The organism is Pseudofrankia asymbiotica, assembly GCF_001983105.1.
GTDB classification, from domain to species: domain Bacteria; phylum Actinomycetota; class Actinomycetes; order Frankiales; family Frankiaceae; genus Pseudofrankia; species Pseudofrankia asymbiotica.
The window spans coordinates 1-23,680 of record NZ_MOMC01000002.1 but is presented as its reverse complement, the minus strand read 5'-3'; the positions used below and the strand labels follow the sequence as shown (position 1 = coordinate 23,680).

The following is a 23,680-nucleotide window of genomic DNA, read 5'->3' as shown; positions in this document are numbered from 1 at the left end:
GGCTCGTCCTAGGCCGGGCCGTCGTCCAGGCCGTCGAGCTCGGACAGCGTGATCGGGGACCACCGGCGGGCGAGCTCGTCCGGCTCGGCGCGGACGGCCGCTGTCCGGTCGGTCCCGCCTGGGCTTGACGACCTGTCCGCGCCGTCCCTCGTCTCGTCGACGGCGGCGCCCGCCGCCTCCCGGAGCGCGGGCGCGCCGGGCGCGTGCTCGGCACCGGCCGGCCCGGTCGCCACACGTCCGATGGGGCCCGTCGCGGGCGTTCCCGACCGGCCGCCGGCCGGGCCGATGCCGGCGGCGGACAGGCGCGGCCACAGACTGGCGAGCGCCGCCGCCGGGTCACTCTCGAAGTCGGACTGGCGGACGCGCCAGAACGGCCAGCCGGCGCGGCGCAGCTGGCGCTCCCGGGCGAAGTCGTGGGCGACCTGGGCCGGCGTGCCGACCTCGTCGCCGTCGCACTCGACCGCGAGCCGTGCCCGCCCGCCCGCGACGACCAGGTCGATGCGCCGGCCGTTCACCTCGACCTGCGGCAGCACGTGGTAGCCCGCGGCGGTGAGCTCGCGGAAGACCCGCTGCTCGAACAGCGAGTCGAAGCGGGGATGCGGGATGTCCGGGGACACCTGGTCGGGCCGCGGCGGCTCGACGGCGTCGACCTCCTGGGCGCGGCTACGGGCCAGCACGTAGCCGAGGTGGCTGTGCCGCAGGTCGTCGGGCCGCAGGTCCTCCAGGCCGACGGAGTGGAACAGCCACATCTGGTCGCGGGCGCGCGAGGCCGCGACGTTGAACCGCCGCTGGTACTCCTGCCGCCTCAGCGCCGGGGTCGCCGTGTCCGGCGTGACCACCATCGACAGGAACACCACGTCGCGCTCGTCGCCCTGGAAGTCCGGGGGCGTGCCGACCCGCAGCCGGCGGCGCTGCTGCTCGGCGGCCGACATCCGGGCGGCGAGCAGCGAGCGGACGAGGTCCGCCTGCCCGGTGCCCTGCAGGACGACGACGCCGAACGAGGCCCCGTCGTAACGGGGGTCGGCCGCGCAGCTCAGCACCTGGGAGACCAGCGCCTCCGCCTCCGCCGGGTTGCGCAGCGCGGCGCCCGCGCCGGTCGTGTAGGCGTGCGGCACATAGCGGGCGCGCAACGGGGGCAGCCGGTCGGCGCCGAACTGGCGCAGCGGGACCAGCGGCGCGTCCCGGTAGAACATCGCCGACGACCATTCGATGATCTCCGGCATGCAGCGGAAATGCTCGCGCAGGCGGATGACCTCGCCGAACCTGGTCCGCAGCAGGCTGAACAGGCTCGACCGGGGGGTGAACGAGACACGCAGCCAACCGGGCAGGTCGGGCAGCAGGGCGTCCAGGCGACGGAACATCGGGTCCAGGCCATCGTCGTCGGCGGTGGCGGGGCCCTCCCCGCCGGCGCCGGTGAGACCGGCGTGCGCCAGGTCGCCCGGCGCGGCCGCCGGGGCGCACTGCCGGTCGTCGCCGACGATGATCACCCGTGGCGCGAGCCACAGGAGGAACAGGCTGTCCAGGCCGGCCTGGCTTCCCTCGTCCACGATCACCACGTCGAAGCTGTCGCGGACAGCCGGGATCGTGGCGAGCACCTCGGCGATCGGCATGACCCAGGCGGGCACGGCCGTCTGGGCGATCGCCATCGCCTCCCTGGCGGCCTGCCGGTAGCGGTCGGCGTGCCGGCCGGCGAACCGGCCGCCGGCGGCGACCGCGTCCGCGTACGCGCGCAGGGCGGCCGACTCGCGGGTGCCCATCCGCTCCAGGCAGTGCCGCCAGGCCTTGGCGCCGGCGAGCTCGGCGGTGGTGGCGGCGACCGCGTCCTCGGCGGCGTCGAGCTGGGCGTCGAGGTCAGGCGCGGCGGCGGTGGACGCCCGGCCGGCATCGCCCGCCGGGCCACGCCTGGCGGCGCTCCCGCCCGGGGTTCCTCCCTGATCGGCTTGGCCAGTCCGGGAGGCCGCGAACCAGCCGGCGGCCAGCCCCCAGGACCAGGCGGCCTCGAACCGCGCGAGCCGACAACGCCATTCGTCGTCGCCCGCGGGCACGGGGGCGCCGCGCGGGCCGGCCGTGCCGGTGGCCGCCTGGGCGAGCAGCAGTTCCGCCAGCGCCGGGTGGGCGCCCGTCAGCCGCCGGAGCAGGACCTCGCGGCGGGCGGCCGCGCGCCGGGCGCCGACCGCGGCCAGCAGCCCGTCGCGCGCCAGGCGGTAGCCGGCGAGATCGCGGGCCGCGAGCGCGCCCGCGAGCCGGCGCAGCTCGGCGGGGAACCCGCTCCCGTCCGCCGCGGCCTCGACCTCGGCCCGCGGCCGCTCGATCTCCGCCCGGGCACCGGCCGCGGCCAGCCGCAGCCGGGCGAGTGCCAGCGCCCCGGCCAGCGCCCGCAAGGCGTCGGCTGATCCCAGGTCGACCAGGCCGCTGCCGAGGCCGGGACCGGCCAGGTGCACGCCAGTCTCGGCACCCAGCGACGCGAGCAGGGAGTGGACCTGGTCGCGGGCCGTGAGGACGGCGACGACGGCGCCCAGCGCGTCCTGGGCCTCGGTGAGCCGGGCGAGCCGAATCTCGGGAGCCACGATCTCGCCAGCCGGGCCAGTGGGGCCAGCCGAGCCACCGGCCGCGCCCTGGCCCGCGGGCCGCCCGGGAAGGCCCCCAGCGCCGGCTTCGGTGGGTGAGCCGGCCGTCTCGCCGCGCCCGCGCGCGTCACCGGGCCCGAAGCCGACGTTCACACCCGCGAGCGCCCAGGCCCTGGCGGCGGCGTCGATCGCGACCTCGGCGCGCAGCCGGGCGAGTACGAGGTCCAGCAGCTCGGGCGTGGTGGGCGCGCGACCGTCGACCGTGGACTCGGCGAGCAGGTCGGCCGCGTCCTTCTGGACCCGGGAGCGGAACATCCGGCGCAGGTTGCCGCCATGGTCCAGATGCCCGCGCAACGCCTCGCCGGCGGCGAGCATGCGCGCCGCCGGCGTCGCCAGGGGGTCGCCGATGCCCGCCGGTGCCAGGACCGCGGCGGCCGGCAGCGTGACGGCGTGCAGGCCGAGCGTCCCGAGCGCCTCGGTCGCCTCGGCGAGCGCCGGCGCCGCCGAGGTGACCTTCCCCCACACGGCGCCGTCGCGGCCGGCGAGGGCGTCGTCGAGCGCGCGCGGAATCCAGGGCGCGCGCCGGGCGGTCCGGCGCGCCTCCTCCAGCGCCCGGGTGACCGCCTCGACAGCGGCGGTGAGCCGGTCGAGACCGACCGCGTCGAGCACGCCGAGCGCGGCGGCCACCTCGCCGAGGGCCGACCCGGACGCGGCCCTGGAGGCGGTGCCCGCCTCGGCCGCCGCGGCCCGCTCCCGCTCCAGCAGCCGTTCGACGGCCTGGACGCCGGGCAGGGACACCGGGCCGAGGCCGATGTCGTCGTCCAACGCGTCGCCGCCCGGCTCGGTGAACTCCCCTGGGGCGCCGGCGCCTGGCGTGCCCGGGCGCCGGCTGCCGGCCTCCGTCCCGTCACCCGGCGCCGTCCCGGTGCCGGCGCGCAGCAGCGCCCAGAGCTCGATGGCCTCGTCGGCCGTCAGCGGCGCGGGCGGCGGCTCGCCCGCGGGGCCGCGGGGGACCGGGAGCGGGAGCCAGCCGTGCTCGGCGCGCTCGCCGCGGAGCCGGGCGGCGATCGTCCCGCGCGTCCCCGACCAGCCCGCGGCGACCTCGCCCTCCGGGTGGCCGACGGCCTCGGCGGCGCGCAGCTCCTGAATGGCCGCCACGAGCTCGTCGCGGCGGGCGATCGCGGCGTCGCGGCGAGCGCGGGCCTCGTCGATCCGGCGGACCTGGCCGTCCGGATGGTAGGCGGCCTTCTCCGCGGCGAGCGCGCTCACGCTCGCCGCGAGGTCGGAGGCCTCGATGCCCTCGGTGTCCGTGAGCGAGACGCACAGCCGCCGCAGCGACTCCGGGAGCTTGTCGCGCAGCACCCGCAACGCCTGCGCCTTCTGGCTGGTCACCAGCACTCGCTGCCCCTCGGCCAGCAGCGCCGAGACCAGGTTGGCGATGGTGTGCGTCTTGCCCGTGCCCGGTGGGCCCTCGACGATCACGCCGCTGTCGTGACGCAGCCGCTCCATGACGTGCGCCTGCTCCGGGTTGGCCGGCAGCGGGAACAGCGGGTCGTCGGAGAGACGGACGGGGCTGGCGGCGCCCTCGGCGGCGAGCCAGGCCAGCCGCTCGTCGGCCTCCAGCGTCTCCACCAGCTGGACGAGCCCGAGCGGAGGGCGGCCGTCGCCGCGCAGCGCGTCGAGCATCTGCTCGTAGTAGGTGAGCAACGCAGCGCTGCCGCGGGCGCGCAGCACCAGCGCGGGGGCGAGGTCGACCCGCGGCCGGTCGGTCGGCGGGCCGGGCGGCGGCCACGAGGCCGAGTAGCCGTCGTGGCCGACGTCGAGCGCGAGCGTCAGCCAGTCGCGCAGCAACCGCTCGTCCTCGCCGCCGAGCGGCGCGGCCGGGCGGGCGCGCAGCCGTTCGTGCAGCGCGTTCGTGCGCTCGGCGTGGAAGACGGGCAGCCCGTCCAGCAGGCCATCCTCGAGCCGGGTGGCGACGCCGTCCGGCACGCGCAGCCGGATGGCGGAGGTGATCGGGTCGACCTCGACGGCGAGCCTCGTGGTCAGCAGATGGCGGCGCAGCGTCCGGCCGTCGGGGGCGCGCCAGGAGAGCAGGCCGGTGGCGAGTACCAGCTCCAGCCCGTCGCCCTCCTGCGCGAGCCGGCCGGCCACGCTGTGCAGGACGCCGTGCAGAGCGCGCCGGTCGGCGTCGGCCCGCGCCCTGGCGGCCCAGATCTGCCAGGTGGGCAGCCAGTCCTGGTAGGCCTGTGGCACCTCGGGACGGTCGACGAGCCGTACCGGCTCCGTGAGCCCCTCGACCACCGGCTGGCCGCCCGGCCGCAGCGGGATCCCGTCCGGCCAGCCCGCGCGGGAGCGCAGGCTGGTCTCGCGCAGCGGCGGCGAGTCCGACGGCACGTCGCCCGGCTCGGGCAGCACCACCCAGCCGGCCAGCGCGTCCGGCAGCGGCGGCGGCGAGGGCAGCACGGCGGCGGCCGGCGCCTCCAGCGCGACCTCGCCCGCGGTCGCGTGCTCGAACAGTGACAGGCCGCCCGGCAGCTGCGCGAGCCACACCACCAGCGGGTTGTCCTCGACCGTTGTCACCTGGCCGGACTGGGACAGCGCGACCTCATGCAGGAACCGCACCAGCCGGTGGCACCGGTTGGTGAGCGTGGCGAACCGCTCCTGCTCCCCCGACGCCGCCGTCATCCACCCCTCCGTGCGTAGCTCTCTCGATAATGCCGTACCCGGCCCAGCGCCACGCCGGGCGCCGCCCGCGCCCGAGCGGTGTCCCCTCGGCCAGGACAACGGAACCCTGCCAGGGGCCCGGCGGCCGGGCCGCGACGCGGACCATCCCGGTCCGTGCGCGGCGGACTCAGAGGCCGGTGCCGGGCGAAGGAATGTCCTCCGGGGTGAGATGCAGCAGGTCGTCGGTGCTGGGTTCCAGCAGGTCGGCGACCCGTTGTGCCTGGTTCTCGGTCATCTGCTGGAACACCTGACGGRCCATCCGTCCGTTGCCGAAACCGCGGCCGCGAGGGATGGACGCGAAGTACTCGCCCAGCGCCGTCAGGGTGGGCGCCGGCAGCTCGTACTCGTGCTGCCGGCACTGCGCGACCACGATGCTGGTGAGCTCGTCCGAGGTGTAGTCGTCGAAGGTGATCGTCCGGGAGAACCGGGAGGCGAGTCCCGGGTTGGAGCCGATGAACCGGGTCATCTCGTCCGGGTAGCCCGCGACGATGACGACGAGCCGGTCCCGGTGGTCCTCCATCAGCTTCACCAGGGTGGCGATCGCCTCCTGGCCGAAGTCGTTGCCCACACCCGGCGGCACCAGCGAGTAGGCCTCGTCGATGAACAGCACGCCACCGAGCGCGCGGTGGAACACCGCCGAGGTCTTCGGTGCCGTGTGTCCGACGTACTCGCCGACCATGTCGGAGCGGTCGGTCTCGACCAGGTGGCCACGCTCCAGCATGCCCAGCGTGGCCAGCAGCCGGCCGTAGAGCCGGGCGACGGTGGTCTTGCCGGTACCCGGGTGGCCGGCGAACACCAGGTGCCGGCTGAGCGGGGGAGCGGCGAGCCCGGCCTCCTGCCGCCGGCGGACCGTCTGCATGAGTTTCACCTGCGCTCCGACGTCCTGCTTGACGCGGCTGAGACCGACCAGCCCGTTGAGCTCGGCGAGCAGGTCCTCGAGGCTCGCCGGCTCCTGCTCGGGCTCGGCGGCGGGCACGCCGGTCGCCGTGGAACCGGCCCGGTCCGCCGCGGTGGCCGGCGTGCCGGTCGGCCCACCCGGCCCGGTCGCCCCACCTGGCCCGCCCGGCCCGCCCGGCCCGCCCGGCCCGTCTGGCCCGTCTGGCCTGTCTGGCCTGTCTGGGCTGTCCAGGCCCGCCGCCGGGATGGTGCTCGAGGCGACCCGGGTCACCCGGCAGCGTTCGAACACCGGCGCGGCCTCCTCGGCGCAGACCAGATCCGTGTCGGTGTCCTGGATGTGGCAGCCCAGCAGCCGCGGGGTGGACCGGGCGCCGACGTGCAGCGCGGTGAAGCCGGCCGCGATGATCTCGCAGTCGGTGAAGGTGCCGGTCACGTCGTCGCCGACGAACACGCCGTTCTTGCCGGTCCGGGACACCCGCAGCCGCGCGACGGTCGGCACCGCGCCGTGCCAGACGACCAGGCCCGAGGCGGTGGCGTCGTGGATCGCGCAGTCCGTGAGCTCCACCCTGCCTCGCCCGCCGAGCACGACGCCGGCCGTGCCGGTACGTTCCACCCGGCAACCGGTCAGCGTCGCGTCCGCGCCGGCGCCGAGGCGGATGCCGACGTCCCGGCTGTCGGTGACGACACAGGCCGAGTACACCGCCGGCGCCGTCGACAGGGCGGCGATGCCGATGTCGTTGTCGCCGAACTCGGTGCCCTCGACGGTGAGCGTGGCATCCTGCTCGGCCTGCAGCCCGGACATCTTCGCGCCGGTGATCCGGCCGCCCTCGAGGCGCGCCGTCGCCCGCCCCGCGATGTGCACGCCATGCTCCTGGGGCGCCCGCACCCGCGCCCCGGCGAGGGTCACCGTGGCTCTGCCTCCCGCGTGCACGGCGCTGTACCCGGACTCCTCGACGGTCAGCGCGCGCAGGACCGCCGTGGCGTCGTCGATGACGAACACCCCGTTCGCCGCGCAGCGATGCACCCATCCGTCCCGCGCCGTCAGCGTCGCGTCGCCGCACACCACCAGCCCGGAGGTGCCGGCTCGCTGGACCGCGCAGGCCTCGAGCGTCGCGACGGCGGTCCCGGCGGCGACCACACCCACCCGGCCCGGGGCCCGTACCCGGCAGTCGGTCAGCGCCACCTGGCCGTCGCCGTCGACGAACAGGCCGTCGGTGCCGGCCGCGACGATGTCGCAGTCGGCCAGGATGACTCCGCCCGTCGTCGCCCCGTCGGCCCCGGTGTCGGCGGGCTTGGTCTCGCGGGTCTGGGTCTCGCGGGCCTGGGGCTCGGCGGCCTCGGTCCCGGTCCCGGTGATGTCCGGCCAGGCGGCCGCCGCGCCGCGTACGGCGAGCGGCGCCGAGCCGGTCACCCGGACGCCCTCGGTCCCGGCGCGCAACACGGTGCAGCCCCGCAGCCGAGCGCTGGCGTTCTCCTCGATGAGCACTCCGATGCGGCCGACGTCGATCAGCTCGCACCGGTCGGCGATGACCGTGGCCTGGTTGCGGGCCCGCAGCCCGAAGCCGCTCGCATGGGTCACGCGGCAGTCGGCCAGCGTCGCCGTGGCCTGGAGGGAGGCCGTGACGCCGGTGCCGTCGACGCCGGTGATCACGCAGTCGTCCAGCCGCGGCGCGCTCGACTCCGTCGCGTGCACCGCGGCGAGCCGGGCGCCGGACAGCCAGCACGACCGTAGCGTCGGCGCCGCGCCGCCGGTGATCTCCAGCCGGCCGCCCGTGATCCCGCAGTCGACGAGCGCCGGCGCGCCGGTGTCGATCACCACGGCCGGCGCCGCCGGGTCCGTGCCGACGACCGTCAGGCCGGACAGCGTCGCGGCGGAGCGCAGGACGAGTGGCTGTGCGCCAGCGATCCGGACCGTGCCCGGCCCGGCCTCGGCGATGATCGTCACCTCCCGGTCGACGACGAGGTCCTCGGGATAGGTGCCGGCCGCGACGACGATCGTCTGGCCGGGCCGGGCGGCGCGCAGCGCCTCGCTCAGCGTCGCGAACATCCCCGGGACCCCGGGCGCGACCCGTGGCCCGCCAGCCGGTGCTTCCCTCTCGCCAGCCGTCGCCGGGTCGATAGGCGCGGCCCCGCTCGGCCGCTTTCCTGACCACCGCATTCCGCGTCTCCCGCCGCCCCTGGCTCCCGCGCTGCCCGTCTCCCGCTGTGCCTACCTCGTCGCGGCGCGTCGGTCCGCCTGAATTGTGCCGTCGGTCGCGTCGAGTCGGGTACGGCCGAGGGCGTCGTCCTCGTCAGGACGTCCCCGGCTACCGAGTTTTCGTGGTGATTGTGATTTAGGAGTGTTTTATGGGTTCACGGTGTGATCGGATCTCGGTGTAGTCGGGTGCGTGCCGGGTGAACCCGGTGGTAGCTATTTGCGTTGTTTCGGGTGACAGGATCCCCACGGTCACGGACACTCGGTAGCGGGACGGCGGGCGAGCGTGGCGATGGACGGGCACTGTCGGCGGCGTTGGCCGGCAGGGGCCGCGGGATGGCGGGAGGCAACTGATGGACGCTCCGGACCGTATCTCGGCCCTTACCCCGGACCTTGTCCTGGACTATGGGCTGCTGCACACGCTCGCCGGAAACGTCCGTACCCTGAAAACTCAGATCGAGACCGACGTGACCGCCGGTTCCGGTGGCCGCGTGGTAGGCACCGGCGGGCCGGTGGAGAGCTCGGCCGCCGGCGATTCCGGGCTGTACGGGGCGCTAGGCATGTTTTTCTGGGCCYGCCGCCAGCCGTTCAAGGACTCCCTCGAACGGCTGGACCAGCTCTCTGGCCTGTTCGACAGCGTCGCGAACGCCTATTTCGATGTCGACGCCGACCTCGCGACCAAGGTGAACGGCGGCCGGCTGCCCGCCCTCATCGGCCAGTGGAAGTCCGACAAGGACGCCTGGGACCGTTACCAGGAGCTGAAGGCCAAGGGCGAATGGCCGGACGACCAGGTGCCCCCGCGGGACYCGGGCGCGATGCCGACCAGCATCGACGGCGACGGCGTCCACACGACAGCCGAGGTCGACGGCCAGGGCCGGATCCTCTCGGAGACGACCACCGTCACCACGCCGAGCGGGCAGACCTACACGGCGACGACGAACTTCACCTATACCCCGACCGGCGCGGACCGGGACGGCGACGGGAAGAACGACGACCTGGTCAGCTACGACAGCACGATCACCCACGCCGACGGCAGCACCGAGACCGTGTCGCAACGTGCCTCCGCCGACGGATCGAGCCGGACGACGTCCACCACCAGCGAAGGCACGACGACGACCACGTCGACCCCGGTGAAGCCGGACGGCTCCTACCAGACCGTCACTGTGACGCCGTCCGGCGAGACGACGACCACCACGGTGGAGTCCACCGGGGAGGGCGCTGGGCGAAAGACCGTCGTCGGTCCGGACGGGACCAAGGTCTACACCGGCAACCCGCTGATCGACCAGTGGACGCCGGTGGGATCGCCCACCGGCACGCCGACGCCGACGCCGGGCCCGTCGCCCACCCCTCCGTCGTCCACCTCCCCGGCGGCTGGCCCGGCCGGGAGCGCACCGGCGGCCCCCGCCTCGCCGGTCCCCGCGCCCCCGACTCCATCACCCACCCCGGCTCCGAATCCCTAGCCAGGCTCAGCCCAGCCCCGTGACGTCGAGGAGATCCGATGGCCAACATCAATGTCGACTACGAGCAGGTGAACAGCGTCGCGTCGCTGCTCAACAGCGCCGTCACCCAGACGGTGCCGAAGCTGAACGGGCTGAAGAACGAGGTGACGACCCTGCTGACCAGCGACGGCGGCCTGTGGCTGCAGCAGTCCAGCCCGGTGCTCAGCCGGCAGTACACGGACTTCAACACCTCCGTGACCGGCGCGGTGAACAACATCACGAGCTTCGCGAGCCAGTTCAACGCCATCGTCACGCAGCTGCAGACGATGGACGCCGCCATCGCCGGCTCCAAGTGATCCCTGCGGCCCGGACCCTCCGCGAGAGCGCCGGCCGGCGACGCCCGCCCCGGGACCACTCCCACGACCCTGACGAGGGAAGGACCTTCCATGGCTGACGTGACGCTCGACTACGGGCAGATCAACACGGTCGCCACGCACCTCACGACGGAGGGCGGCGACATCAGGGCGACGCTGATCGCGCTGCAGACCGYGGTGACCAACCTGCTCACCGGCAACGGCGGGCTGTGGCTGCAGCAGTCCAGCCCGGCGATGAGTTCTCAGTACACCGAGTTCCACGCCTCGCTGACGGCCGCGATCGACAACCTCGGCAAGTTCGCCGAGAGCTTCCAGTCGATCGCCAAGAACGTCAGCGACCTGGACACGTCGCTCACCGCCGCCGGGCAGCAGTGACACCCGGACGGCTTTCTGTCCCTCTCAGGGGCGATCCTGCGTGCCAGGACGCGGTCGGTTTCGAACGATGAGGTGATGCCTCCGGGCCGGCGTCCGGTGGCCGCGGCACACGTCGAAGGTCGCCCGGATTCTCGATCAGTCCCGGGCGACCGTGGCGGTGCCGTCGAGGTGGCCGAACTCGGCGCGCCACGCGCCGAACCAGTCACGGAACCACGGATGACGCTCGGCGAGCGGAACGACGAAACGGACGGTCTCGGGGTAGTAGCCACGGCGTTTCTCCGGCCGCGGATGCGTGCCCAACCGCTGGACGTTGCTCAACCGGTCGGCGAGTTTCACCAGCACCGCCTCGTCCGGAGCGCCGTCAAGCCGCTCCAGGTAGGCGGCTCTCGCCTCCTCCCGGCTCTGGCCCTCCCCACGCGGCGGCTTCGTCACCCAGTCGACCAGAACCGCCACCCGCCCACCGAAACGATCCCGGACCTCGGCGAGCGTGCACGCGGTGTCCTCGACCACGTCGTGCAGCACGGCGGCCCGCGGGACGTCGACGTCGGTGACCCCGACCTCCTCGACGAGCACCCGCGTCGCCTCGAGCAGGTGCTCCACGTAGGGCTCGCCCGCGGGCCGGGTCTGATCGCCATGCCAGTGCCCGGCGAAGACCACGGTCTCGTCCAACGCCTCCAGCTCCGCGGGCCCGAGGTGGGCCGCCCACGCGGCGCGGAGGGCCGGCCAGCCCTCCCTCGCGGTGAAGGTCCTCATCACTGGCCTGGTTCGTCCTCGGTGGCGAATTTCTCCGCCCACAGATCGAAAGTGCGGAACAGGATCACGTCGCGGTAGACCTCATCCGGCTCCGCCGCGGCTTTCGCGTAGGCCTCCGCGATTGCGCCGCCCCCGCCGAGTCCGCGTCGACGGTCYTCCACCGCGAGCAGCCAGGAGCGTTCGGTGACGCGCCTGCCCGCGCCCCCGAGGACGGCATCCGCGTCGGACCTACTGGTCGGGACGATGCGGCCGGTCGTCGTGTCCAGTCGCCAGGCCGTCACCGGGGTGCCGTCGTCGGCCAGGTCCACTCGTACCGGCTCGCCGTCGACGAGGAGGTAGGCCCGCCCGCGTTGGGCCTGACGCCACAGCTCGTAGGTGGCCCGCCGGGACTGCTCGGTTCGTCCGTCACGCGCCGCCTGTTCGTAGGCCGCGAAGATCTCCGGCTTGTCGTGGCGCTGGTAGAACGAGGTACGCAGCAGCCGCTCGCGTTGCTCCTCGACCGCCGCGATGAACTCGTCCTCGTCGTGCATCGGCCAGGTGTCGTCGTCCTCGCCGCCACTTACCAGCTGCAGCACGCGTCGGGTGTCGGCCTCGAACTCGCCTGTGTAGGCGTTCAGGCCGTATCCCCGCGCCTGGTAGCCCAGGACGGGATCGTAGGGACCCTGCCGTCGTGGGAAGATCTCGACGAGCTGCCCCCGACATTCGAAGTGCCGCCCCGAATACCTCGGGGCCGGCGGAACCTGGGCGGGCACGGTCGGGTCGGACACGGTTGTGCTCCAGATCGGCGGCGACGGATGCCCGCCGCGTGGTCAGCTGCAGCTCGAAGGTATCGGCATGCTCGCCCGCGTCCGCCGGTGCGGCGAGCGGGTTGGGACGGTACGCGGGATTCTCATTCCTCGGCGCGGCGTACAGCGTTCAGCCGGCTGACCTCCATCTCGCGGTCCCACACGGCGCCGTACTCCAGGCGGCCGTGCGCCTCGGCCGCGGCCGTGATCAGTGACTCGGCCGGGGTCGGCGGCCGGCGTTCGGCCACCCCGATCGAATCCAGGTCGCGGCGGATCTCATACAGCGGGTGCTCCGCGGCCGCGGGCGCGTCGTAGGACTTGAGGCTGAACTTCAACTCGGCAACCTGCGTGCCTCCCGTCCGCACGTTCATCAGCATGGTGCGATTCCCGCTGGGGGAGGACTCGGCGATCCGGTCCTTGATCCGGACGATGGTCAGCCGCCCATCATCCTTGAGGTTGTCCAGGGCCCTGTAAAGGTCGTCGACGCTGTCGAAGCGGATCTCCGCTCCTACGACGTCCACCAGATGCGAGGGATCCTTGCCCTCCTCCACGTACTCGTGGACCTTTTTCAGACAACGGACACGGTCTTTGACGCCAGGACGCCAGCGGGCCTCGCCGCCGTTGTCGCGCGCGATATCGGTGACGATCCGGTTGAGCTGTTCCTGCGCCTGCKGTGCCTCGGCGCGTAGCCGGTCGACGAATTCTGCCTGGTAGACCGGGTCCTTGCGGCGGGCAGAATCGAAACCCGGCTGCAGGTGGCCGTTCCGAGTCGTGCCCGCCTCGATGCCATCGCTGACGGCCAGCTGTTCGGGATTGGTGAGGACCTCGTTGGGGGCGACCCGGTTCAGGTCGTCGACGATGGAATCGACCGCTGCCCGGACCTCCGGGGTGATGTCACCGTGTCGGAGGGCATCGCGGATACCCGCATCATCAAGGCGGGTTTCGACGTCGCTGAGCGCACTGTCCAGCATCCTGACGGAGTCCGGGTTGGACACCACGCTTTTCCGGGTGACCGGATTGTCGTTGAGCACCCGGTCCACCTCGGGCCACCCGACGCGTTCGCCGATGAGGCCGCCGTCGGCGGAGAAGTGCAGCTCGGTGCGGCCCATGGTGGTGACCTGGTGGCCGTGTGGGGTGGGGGTGTAGGCGCCGGTCTCCCGCGCGCCAGCGCGGTCGAGGGTGGCCGTGCCGTTCGCGTGGTCGATGTCGAGATGGCCGTGTGGGGTGCCGCCCTGGTCATGGAGGGTGACGCGTTCGTGGGTGAGGCGGCCGTCCGCGGAGAAGTGGAGCTCGTTGCTGCCGGCGGTGGTGACCTGGTGGCCAGACCCGGTGGGGGAGTATGCGCCGGTCTMGCGGGTGCCGCCGGTCGGGTGCAGGGTGGCRCTGCCGCCGTCGTAGTCGAGGTCGAGGCGGCCGGACGGGGCGCCGTCCGCGCTCCGCATGGGGAGGTTCTCCCCGGTGAGCGCGCCGTCGGCGTTGAGACGGCGCACATGGCCGTCGGCGTCGAAGCGGTACAGCGAACCGTCGTGGCCGTTGACGAGCGCCTGGGTCCCGTCGGGAAGGGTGGTACGGCTGAGCGCCTCGGGATTGTGGATGCCGAAGGGACGAAGCCGCTCGCCCGCGTTGTTGACGACGGATTCCGCGATGTGGACCTTGTGCAGCGCCTGGGAGAGCTCGGATGGGCTGGCCGTTCCGCTCCTGCGTAGGGCGACCAGCTCGCCGCGGGCCTGGCTCAGTCCCGCGGCGGCGTGCTCGTAGTCGCCGAAGGCCCTGCTGAGGTCCTCGAAGCCGCCGCCGAAGAACCCTCCGTCGAACGGGCCGCCGCCGGGTGGCCCGCCACCGCCTGGTGGTCTGCCGGGTGGTTCGGCGGGCGGCCCGCCCGCCGAACCACCCGCCGGCGGCGGAGGGTCGGGTGGCCCGCCGCCGGGCGGCCCGCCGTCCGGCGGCGGGCCATGCCCGCCGGGCGGCACCCCGCCGCCGGCGTCAGCCGGACCGGCACCGCCGGCCGAGCCAGGGGTGCCAGCGCCATCGGTGCCGGTGGACGTATGGCCGGTGGATGCGTGGCCGGTGGACGTCCCGGTCTCGTGCCCACCGCCGGCCTGAGCCGTCGGGGACGGTTCAGCGCGGACCGCGACGGGTTCCATCGAGTCGGGCGAGCTGGTCAGCAGGTGGGTACGCGAGGTACCCGCGGCGCCGGGAGCCTCGGAAGCGGCGCGGGTGACGCCCGCGGTCGCGTCGTCCATCGTGCCGAGGCCCGCCGTGGCCGGGGAGCCGACCTCGCCACCGGCCGCGGAGTGGCCCGTCGCGGTGCGCGCGCTGGCGGCCTCGGCCGCGCCGCCCGGCCGGCCGGCGGCCCGGCCGGCACCCGCCGGGCCGGCCAGGAGGTCGAGGGCGGAATCGACGGTGGGCTGGGAGCCCGCCGCGGCGCGGAGCCGGGAAGCGTCGGCCGTCCCCGCGCTGGCCGTCCCGCCGGTCGCGCCCGCGGTGGCGGCCGGGCTGGACGCCGCCTCCGGGGCGCCGGTTCTCGGACTGGCGGCCGGCTCACCGTTCCCGGCATGAGATCCGGTCGCGGACGGTCTGGCGGCGGTGAGTTCCCCGTTGGGGACGGCCTCGCCGGACGCGGGGTGCCCGGAATGGACCGCGGGGCGCAGCTCGACCCCGTCGGGGGTGATGGTGAGGGTGCGGGCGGTGCCGCCGGCCTCGCCTGCTCCCGCGCCGGCGCGGGAGCCGGGGGCGGCGCCGGCCGGGGCCGGCGGATGCGCGGCGAGGGGCGTGTGGCCGGCTGCGGTGGGTGAGCCGGCGAGCGCGTCGTGCGTGGCGGCACTGGCGATCGTTTCCGCGCCGTGGCCAGCTACCGGGGGCGGCACGGCGAGGTCGAGGCGGCTCAGGTTGAAGGCGATGCCGGTGTCACTGACGCGGACGGCCGTGACCTCGCCGAGCCGGGCGGCGGTGACCTCGGGTATCCGTATCTCGGCGAGGGCGCCCCCGTGGTGGATGGCCTGGCGGGCGGCGCCAGCCGCGTCCCCGAGATTGGCCGCGCCGCTCGGGGTGCCGAGGTGGAGGCCCCCCGGCGTGCCGAGGTGGAGGTCGCCTGGGGAGGCGAGGTGAAAGCCGCTTGGGCGAGCGACGCCCGTGGGCGCGGACAAATGCACGGCGGCGGGATCGCCAAGGCTGGCGCCGTGGACGCCACCGGCGGCGTGCGGACTGACGGCGGACAGGCCGTCGGGGTGGAACCTGGCCGCCGGGCCGGTGAGGACACCCGAGTCGAGCGTGTGGCCAGGGACGACGAGCCCGCTGTTCAGCTCGACGTAATGCGGTGGGAGCGGCCTGTTGGGGAGCAGGACGCCGTCGGCGACGCGTAGCGAGCCGGAGTCGCCCACGCCGGCCACGTGCAGCGCGGCGCCGCTGTCCGCCTGGGCGGCACGCAGCCCGTCGACCGGGCCGGCCATGACGAAGCCGGCGACGCGCATCCTGAGGTCCACGAATCTGCCGGACATCCCGAGGCCGCGGTCGAGGACGGCGAGCTTGAAGGCGTCGACGACACCGAGCTTGCCGATCTCCACGCCCTCGAGGGGGGTGAAGAGGTGGAGCCATTTCATGCCGCCGAGGTTGTTGCTCAGGACCCGCGCGCTCCATGCCCCGCCGCGGCCGATGGCAGGCTTGGCGGCGCGGGCGAGGCGTGGGATGGCGATCGCGTACTTCGGCAGCGCGACGAAGCCGCGGGCGGTGAGCGCGGCGAGGTCGCCGGCGCCGTGAACCACCCAGAGCCCGCCGCGCAGGACGCTGTTCGCGATGGTGACGCTGATGTCGCGGACGCCGGCGACGGCGGTGGACAGGGTGAGGGCGCTGGCGGTCTTCCAGAAGTCGACGGCGACGCGGCCGACGGCCAGGCCGCGGGTCTTGGCGAAGGCGCGTGCGGTGACGCCGAGGGCGCGCAGGCTGGTGAGGCTGATGAGCGGCTTGGTGGACGGCCCGAGCAGCATGAGCAGGCCGAGGCCGAGGCCGAGCAGGTTCGTCCTGCCAGCGGAGTAGTCGACCACCGCCTTCGCGGCGAGGACGGCGTTGAGGCCGAACGCGAGCAGGCCGAGCGGCCCACCGGTGAAGACCGCGACGATGGTGATGACGAGCGCGATGTACTGGAAGCCCTCCCAGAAATCCTCGCAGCCGGTCTTGGGCGAGCGGATGTGCTCCGCGGCCGTTCTGATCGTTCTCGCGGCGGTGGTGGCCGCCGAGGTCAGGTCGGAGCCGGCGGTGCCCGCGTCGCTGGTCAGAGTGGTCAGCCGGGGCGAGTCCTCGGGCAGTCCGCGGGCCTCGCTGAGGGCCCCGTCTGCGCGTCGCTGCGCCTCGCGCATCGCGCCGATGTAGGTGCGCAGCGCCGGTTCGGCGTCGCCGAACGCGGTCTTGACCCCGCCGATGAAGCCGGTGACCCCGTCGGAGATCTGAGCGCGCATCCAGTCGGCGGTCTTGCCGACGAACGCGCCGTGGCCGCTGTCGGTGATGACCTGGTTCAGCCCGGTCTGGGCGTCGCCCGCGCGCCGGGACATGGTCGCCATGAAGTTCGCGACGCTCTCCAGGGCGTCCGGATCCCCCGGCGTGGGGTCGCCGTCCAGGCCCAGCGGTGACCAGTCTCCCGGCCGCGCGGCCATCCTTGCCCCCCGTCAGCGCAGCACGGTCAGCGGAATGGTGATGGTGCGCAGGGTGCCGGTGGCGTCGACGACGTGGCCCCGGCCCGGACGCACCCCGGTCCGCAGCAGACTGTGCGGGATCCGCGTGCCCAGCAGGTCGCCCTCCAGGGCCGACTGGGGCGCCAGCAGCACTCCCTGCCGGGAGCGCTTCGCCTCCCCGATCCAGCCGCTGATCGACTGGCTGATCGTCTCACCGTTGCCGGCGTAGCCCAGACCGATGCCACGGTCGCGRCCGGTGGCGACGATCGCCCGCAGCGGGGCGTCCAGCGGGCTGCTGAACCCGAGCAGGTCGATGTCGTCGACGAGCACCACGACCCGCCGCCCGCCGCCCGCCGCCAGGCCGGCCAGCGCCTCGGTGAGGTCGTCTCCGGTGAACGCGGGGCCGGCGACCAGCCGCACGTCCGCGTGCGCGGCGAGACGGCGCAGCGGGGAGTCCCGCGGTGTCACGACGACCAGCCCGGTCCCGCCGGCGAGCAGCGACACGGCCAGGGTCGCCAGGGCGTTGCTGCGTCCCGACCCGGGCGGGCCAGCGACGAGGAAGCTGTGTTCGCGGCCGCCGAAGTCGAGCAGCAGCGGCCCGGTCTCGTCGCCACCGAGGCCGAGCAGGGCTCGCAGCGGCCGCCGCCCGTCCGCCGGCACCTGCCCGAACACGTCCGCGAAGACCGCCGAGTCGGGCAGCGCGGCGACCCGGAACGGCCGGCGGGCGGCGGGGATGCGCGCGTCGGCCACGCGAGCCCGCTCGGCGATCCGGCGCAGCGCGTCCGCCTGGGCCTTTCCCGACGGGTCGTCCGCGAGCAGGGCGACCTGCGTCTCCGCCTGGTTCAGCGAGCGCCAGCCCCGCCCCGCCGGGACGACGGGAGGGATGCGGCGGCTCGGGACGTGGATCGTCGCGTAGTCGGTCCGGTCGGTCATCCGCAGCAGCAACCGGTTGTCGCTCAGGCCGGCGGCCCGGCCGGCGAGCAGGGCACGTTCGGAGGTGAGCACGAGGTGGACCCCGACACCCGCGCCCTCCCGCAGCAGAGCCAGGAGGATCTCGTACAGCCTGCCGCCGTCGTGGTCCGCGAGCGCGGCGGCGATCGAGTCCCAGCCGTCGATGAGCACCATCAGGTGCGCGGGCCGCTGGTCCACCGGCAGCGCCGCCCGCAGCTCGTCCAGGCTGGCGCAGGAGTGCTGGCCGAGCAGCGTCTGACGCCGGCTCACCTCGGCGGCGAGCCGGTCGGCCAGCCGCCCGAGCCGCTCGCTGTCGCCGGCCGGCACGACGGCGCCGCAGTGCGGCAGCTCGGCGAGCACGGCGAGCGCGCCGCCACCCGCGTCGATGCCGTACACGTGGACATCCGCGCTGGACATCGTGCCGGCGAGCGCGCCGGTCAGGGTGCGCAGCAGCTGGGAGCGGCCCGAGCGGGGCGCCCCGATCACGAACATGTGGCCGAAGGAGCCCAGGTCGCACAGCACCGGGCGCTGCGCCTGCCACGCCGGCAGGTCCTCGAGCGCGTACGGGACCGCGGGCAGCGCCACCGACCCGGCGGCGGGCCGCCGGGTCGCGAGGTCCCCGAGGAGGTCGTCGAGCAGCAGCCGGGTGCCGAGGGCCGGCAGCCACGGGCTGGACCGACCGGTGTCGCCGCTGGCGCTGGCCGCCGCCGCGATCGCGTCGACGAGAACGTCGAGGTCGGTCGGGGCGAGGTCGGCGGTCGGCGTGCCCGCGCCCGCCACCGTGGTGGTGAACGGCAGCGGGCGCCCGAGCCCGTTCCAGGTCAGCTCCGCGGCCTCGACGGGTACCCGCGGCGCCGTGTCGACGCCGCCGTCCGGCCGGGTGCCGGGCGCCGCGCCGGGCCAGGCGCCGGGCGGCTCCTGGCCAGCCGGGCCCCGATAGATGTCGCCGACGTAAGCGGTCTGGAACGGTTGTGACGTCCTGGCGGCCAGCCGGGCGAGCGCCCGCCCCGGCGTCGCCGCGGAGATGAAGGCGGCGTCCGGCGCGTCGAGGACGTCGGAGCTCTCCGTGGTGTCGGTGACCCGCAGCGCGATCCGCAGATTGGTGTTCGCGCGGATGTCGGTGGTGACCGCGCCCGCTGGCCGCTGCGTCGCGAGCACCAGGTGCACCCCGAGCGAGCGGCCCCGCTGGGCGAGGCTGACCAGTCCCGGCACGAAGTCCGGCACCTCGCGTACCAGCGTCGCGAACTCGTCGATGACGATGACGAGACGGCCGAGCGCTGGCAGGGCCGGGTCCGCGGCGCGCAGCGACCGGTAGTGCGTCAGGTCCTTCGCGGTCACCGCGGCGAGCGTCTCCTCGCGGCGGCGCAGCTCCGCGGCGAGCGACTCCAGCGCCCGGGTGGCGAGCGCCTCGTCCAGGTCGGTCACCATGCCGAGCGTGTGCGGCAGCCGGGCGCAGCTGTGGAAGGCGCTGCCGCCCTTGTAGTCGATGAGGACGAAACCCAGCTCGTCGGGGTGGTTGCGGGCCGCGAGCGACGCGACCAGCGTCTGCAGCAGCTCCGACTTCCCGGCACCGGTGGTTCCGGCGACCAGCGCGTGGGGCCCGTCCCGGACGAGGTCGAGGACGAATCCGCTGTCGAAGCCGGAGCCCAGCGGGAACCGGGTGCTCGCCGGCGCGTCCGCCCACGCGGCGGCGAGCCGGCGGGCCATCTCGTCCTGGTCGGCGCCGGCGAGGCCGAGCAGGTCCAGCAGGCGGACCCGGTCCGGCAGCCCGCCGGACTCGTCCGGAGTGACGTCTCGCAGCGGGCACAGGGCGCGGGCGACCCGCTCGCACCACGCGGTGTTGGCGATGTCCGGCCGTACCCCGCGCACCTCGGGAGCGTCGGACTGGCGGATGGTGAGGCCGTCGGGGTCCGCCCGTACGACGGCCGTGCACTCCTCCGGCAACAGGCGTTCGTCGGCGTCGACGCAGATCGCGAACACCCGCACCGACGGTCCCTCGGTGAGCAGCGGCACGATGCCCGGCAGGTCGCGCAGCCGCCGCGCGCCGTCGAGCACGACCACGACGTCCGGCTCGCGGAACAGGACCGTGCCGATGGACGACCCGCGGGCCTTCGTCCGCGCCTTCACCAGCGCGGTCAGCTCCGCGACGCGGTACGCGACGGTCTCCGGGTCCGTGCCGACGAAGGCGTACGGCGCCGCGCCGACCGGTCCGTCGGCGGGCCCCGGGCGGGCGTGCGGCAGCCAGCGGACCCACTCCCAGCGGTCCCGCCCGGAGGCGTCGGTGAGGATCTCGACGCGCACGTCGCGTGGGCTCTGGAGTACCGCGGCCTGCGCGACCAGCCAGCGCGCCACCCCGTACCGGGCGTCGGACCGGCCCGCCAGCCCGATCACGCCGCGGCCGGCGAGGTCGACCGAGACCGGCATGTCGGGCACGATCCACCGGACCTCGCGGTCGTAGCCGTCGACCGCCGGGTCCTCGACCTCGACCAGGGACGGCTGGTCGATCGTCCCGACCCGCAGCACCAGGTGGTCCGGGTCGGACCGGCGCCGTTCCCACAGCCGCCGGCCCGGACCGGTCGCGGTGAGGACGACCAGGGCCGGGTCGGGCAGGGCCTGGATGCGGGCGAGCCGTTCGGCGTCGACGGCGTCGAGCAGGACGCGTTCCGTCGACGCGCGCCTGGCCCGGTAACGGGCGGAGTCCGCCCGGTGCCTGCGGCGGCCGCCGCGCCGGTCCGTGTACCAGTTCGCCATCGCCATCAGCGGAGTCATCAGGACGACGACGAGGAAGAACACGGAGTGGAAGAACCAGACGAACGCCACTCCCATCAACATCGGCGACAGCATCATCAGGACGGGGATCGGGCGCCTGGTGGGCGGGGTGGGCGGGGTGGGAAAGCGCTGCCGGCCGAACAGCAGCGGCGGCACGATCCGGGGCGGCCGGTTGAAGTCGCGGCCGACGATGTCGACGGACGCGGTGACCGCCGCGTCGGGCTCGAACGGGTCGACGAGACGCAGCAGCGTGTCACCCACGGCGAGGTCGACGCCCGGCGGCCACGGTCGCCGGGCGGCAGGGGCGCCCGCCGCCGGGCCGTCCGCATCCCCGTCGGACGCCCGGATGCCCGCCCGATCCGCCCGATCCGGGCGTTCGGGCGTGAGCACGCCGATGCCCGCCATGGCGTCCGGCGTGTCCCCGGACTGGTTCCCTCGTCGCGCGGCCCCGCGTTCGTCCGCCCGGACGTCGGTCGTCATCGCCAGCCGATGCTCATCCGTGCCGTGCATCGCCGGTGGATGCGGTATGGCCAGGCGGGCCGCAGCCGGGTGGTTCGTGGTCGGGTGGTTCGTGCCGGCCGGCCTCCTGGGCCCCGTCGCCGGCGCGTCGGGCTCGTCCGGGCCGGGCGCGCGCGCCGGCCAGGTGAGCCAGCTCTCCCCGGTGTGCCCGACGTGCAGCACGGGGCCGCGCGCGGGCAGCCCGTCGAGCTGGATCGCGCAGCCCGCGGCGGAGCCGATGTCGTGCGCGCCAGGGCCGACCGGCCAGATCCGGCCGGCGTGCGGGCCACCGACCGCGTGCACCTCATACCAGCGGACCCGCTCGTCCGCCGCCCGCCACGGTGGCGGTTCCTCGACGGCGGGGACGCCGAGGCCGATGCGGGACCCGCCGACGAGCCCGGCCTCGGCCACCGTGCTCTCCGAGCCGTGCCACCGCCCGTCGATGTGGCAGGAGACCACGCCGGGTCGGGCGGGCGGCCCGGCGTTCGCCAGTTCGCCGGCGAGCACGTCCCAGGAGGGCGCCGCGGCCTGGCCTGGCGCCGCGGCCCCCGGTTGCGCGCTCTCGTCCGCCAGCGCGGTGATGCCCGCCGCGAGGGCGGCGACGGTCGTCGAGGGTTCCACCGCGAGCACCATGTCCAGGTCACGGGGGGCCGCCGCGGCGCCGTCCGCGGCTGACAGGACGACGGTGACCGGCACGGCCGTGGGGGTGGACGGCCGCCCCGTCATGGGCGGGTGTCCACGGACGGGACTACCGCCGAGGCGGCGGTGGTCGGAATGCGGGTGTGGACCTCGTCCGGCCCTGGCCCGGCCAGGTCGGAGTCGTCGAGGCCCGCGGGAGCTGGGGCTGGGCCGGTGCGCGGCTCGTCGGCGCGGGCGTCGTCGCCGGCGACGACGGCGGGCGTCCACCCCGGTCTGGCTGACGCCGGTGGGACCGGGGTGGGCTGAGAGGCCGGGACGGGCGGAAATGGTGGCGGGCAGGCCATGGGCGACGGCGGCGGCGGCGCCGGCGGCGACGGCGGCGGCGGCGCGGAGATGGTCGTCAGCACCTCGTCTGGATCGGGCGTGGGCTCGGGTCCGTGTGGAAGCCGGTCCGCCGGGTTGGGAACGGGTTCACGGTCGAGCGGGTCCGGCCGCGCCGCGCGCGGGGATCCACGGCGCAGCGCGCGGGAGACGGCGTGTTCGATCGGCGCCGCGTCGCAGTCGATCCCGAGCTCGGGCATCTCGAGATGGGCGAGGTGGTCGACGACCAGCCGCCAGCGGGCGCCCGCCCAGTCGCCGATGACGAGCGCTCGCAGCCGGCTGTCGCGCGCGACGAGCGCCGCGAGCCGGGCCGCCTGTTCCTCGGCGGGACGGACACAGACCAGAACGGTCAGGTCCGGGCATGTCCTCACATCGCCGGCGCCAGCGTCGTGGTCAGCGCCGTGGCCGCTTGGGGCGTCCGGGCCGCCGGATACCGTCGGATCCTCCTGCGGCGTCGGCACCGCCAACTCGTCGAGCGCGTCGGCCAGCGCCGGACCGCCATGGCCGGGCAGGACGTCGTCGGTCACCACCAGCCGTGTCCGCCGCCCGGCCGGTGACAGGCCGGCGGCGAGCTGCGCCGCGATGGCCGCGGTGACGCGGCGGCACAGCTCCTGTGGTCCTTCGACGACGCCGACCGCCGGCAGCCCGGCGAGGTCGAGCAGGACCAGCGCGTCGCCGGCGGATGACGCGGAGACGCCGACGGCGACCAGGCAGGAATCGGGGTCCGCGCCGGGCCGCCGTGGCGCGGTCGCCGCCAGGATGTCGGAGCGGGCGGCTGTCCAGCGGCCGGGATCGGCGAGCCGCCATGGCGGCGGTGTGACCGGCCGCGGCCCCGGCGCGGCGGGGCCGCCCCGAGCGGCCCGCCCGCCCTGGGGGCCAGCCGCGGTGGCCCATCTCCCGGTTGCTTCTTCTTCCCCGGGCGCCCGGTTGGCGGCGTTCGGGGCCGCGACCGGCGAGGGGGTGGCTCTGGTTCCGGCGGCGTTGGTCGCGCCCCGGGCGCTCGAGTTCGGGCCGCCCGTCGACGCCCGGCCGGCGATACCGACAGTGATCTCCCTGCCGACCAGCAGCAGGTACGGCCAGCGGCCGGGCTGGTCGGCGAGGGCGGCGCGAACCGTGGCCAGCGCGGCACCGCACACCGCCGGCAGCTCCGGGTCGAGCAGCGTGCGGGAGGCGAAGCGCACCCGTCGCCGGTAGCGGACCGGGGCCCACGCGAAGCTCGCGATGTCGCGGACACCGCCGGCGACGTAGCCGGCGATGGCGGAGGCCATCCGCCGCCAGCCAACCATCCGGGAGAACCATCGCGCGGCCACCGCGGCGACGATGAGCCCGGCCGTGATGGTCAGCCCCACGAGGATCGCATCGCGATGCGCGGTGAAGAGCCCCTCGGGGCCGAGGAGCGCCACGCCGGCGTGGACTCTGTGCGGCATCGCCCTCACCGCCGCCTCCACCTCCACGGCCATTTCTGGAAGTCACCGCCGTCGCCGTCGAGGATTGACGCTCTGGCCCGCTGGCCGACCCACCCGGAGGACGACACTCCTGCTCGCCTGGAGACGCCGTGGCGCGTCATGCCGCCGTGGTGACGGTGACGGGGTCTGATGGTGCGGCCAATGCGCTGGAGTTCGCGGCGATGATGCGGAATTCGGAGGTGTGTCCGCTGACGAGCAGTTGGA

General features: G+C 75.0%; 10 protein-coding genes. 3 read left to right on the top strand and 7 right to left on the bottom strand.

Annotation, left to right across the window (positions count from 1 at the left end):
* Positions 1 to 8 precede the first annotated feature (8 nt).
* Both BL253_RS00115 and BL253_RS00110 read right to left on the bottom strand, forming a co-directional pair.
* The gene (locus BL253_RS00115) at positions 9 to 5,252 is read right to left on the bottom strand and encodes an AAA domain-containing protein (protein ID WP_241834378.1); all 5,244 of its coding nucleotides are present in this window, start codon (positions 5,250 to 5,252) and stop codon (positions 9 to 11) included.
* 166 nt (positions 5,253 to 5,418) lie between these two features.
* Complete coding sequence (locus BL253_RS00110) at positions 5,419 to 8,235, bottom strand: right-handed parallel beta-helix repeat-containing protein (RefSeq protein ID WP_076812150.1); 2,817 nt, start codon at positions 8,233 to 8,235, stop codon at positions 5,419 to 5,421.
* Positions 8,236 to 8,735: 500 nt separating this feature from the next.
* Between BL253_RS00110 and BL253_RS40870 the strand changes: the two genes are divergently transcribed.
* From BL253_RS40870 to BL253_RS00095, 3 genes are all read left to right on the top strand, one after another.
* On the top strand, positions 8,736 to 9,842 hold the full coding sequence (locus BL253_RS40870; protein ID WP_076812143.1) for a hypothetical protein: 1,107 nt from the start codon (positions 8,736 to 8,738) through the stop codon (positions 9,840 to 9,842).
* Between the two features lie 38 nt (positions 9,843 to 9,880).
* A complete protein-coding gene (locus BL253_RS00100; RefSeq protein ID WP_076812142.1) occupies positions 9,881 to 10,177 on the top strand; it encodes a hypothetical protein in 297 nt (98 codons plus the stop codon).
* A gap of 90 nt (positions 10,178 to 10,267) precedes the next feature.
* Complete coding sequence (locus tag BL253_RS00095) at positions 10,268 to 10,570, top strand: WXG100 family type VII secretion target (protein WP_076812141.1); 303 nt, start codon at positions 10,268 to 10,270, stop codon at positions 10,568 to 10,570.
* 135 nt (positions 10,571 to 10,705) lie between these two features.
* Here BL253_RS00095 and BL253_RS00090 read toward each other — a convergent pair whose 3' ends face one another.
* The 5 genes from BL253_RS00090 to BL253_RS00070 all read right to left on the bottom strand — a co-directional run bounded on the left by BL253_RS00090 (position 10,706) and on the right by BL253_RS00070 (position 23,437).
* Positions 10,706 to 11,323, bottom strand: coding sequence for an HD domain-containing protein (locus tag BL253_RS00090; protein WP_076812140.1), 618 nt, complete (start codon positions 11,321 to 11,323; stop codon positions 10,706 to 10,708).
* The gene (locus BL253_RS00085) at positions 11,323 to 12,090 is read right to left on the bottom strand and encodes a hypothetical protein (RefSeq protein WP_076812139.1); all 768 of its coding nucleotides are present in this window, start codon (positions 12,088 to 12,090) and stop codon (positions 11,323 to 11,325) included. Before BL253_RS00085 ends, BL253_RS00090 begins: the two co-directional genes overlap by 1 nt.
* A 122-nt stretch (positions 12,091 to 12,212) precedes the next feature.
* The gene (locus BL253_RS00080; protein WP_076812137.1) at positions 12,213 to 16,754 is read right to left on the bottom strand and encodes a nucleotidyltransferase family protein; all 4,542 of its coding nucleotides are present in this window, start codon (positions 16,752 to 16,754) and stop codon (positions 12,213 to 12,215) included.
* 12 nt (positions 16,755 to 16,766) lie between these two features.
* Entirely contained in the window at positions 16,767 to 21,716 is a 4,950-nt protein-coding gene (locus tag BL253_RS00075; RefSeq protein WP_076812135.1) for an FtsK/SpoIIIE domain-containing protein, read from the bottom strand.
* Positions 21,713 to 23,437 (bottom strand): hypothetical protein, encoded by a 1,725-nt coding sequence (locus BL253_RS00070; RefSeq protein ID WP_131831426.1) that lies wholly within the window; start codon positions 23,435 to 23,437, stop codon positions 21,713 to 21,715. The genes BL253_RS00075 and BL253_RS00070 overlap by 4 nt, the downstream gene beginning before the upstream one ends.
* Positions 23,438 to 23,680 lie beyond the last annotated feature (243 nt).

Coding starts and splice junctions, on each gene's coding strand:
- BL253_RS00100 (WP_076812142.1), top strand. CDS start 9,881: ATGGCCAACATCAATGTCGACTACGAGCAGGTGAACAGCGTCGCGTCG.
- BL253_RS00090 (WP_076812140.1), bottom strand. CDS start 11,323: ATGAGGACCTTCACCGCGAGGGAGGGCTGGCCGGCCCTCCGCGCCGCG.
- BL253_RS00115 (WP_241834378.1), bottom strand. CDS start 5,252: ATGACGGCGGCGTCGGGGGAGCAGGAGCGGTTCGCCACGCTCACCAAC.
- BL253_RS00070 (WP_131831426.1), bottom strand. CDS start 23,437: ATGCCGCACAGAGTCCACGCCGGCGTGGCGCTCCTCGGCCCCGAGGGG.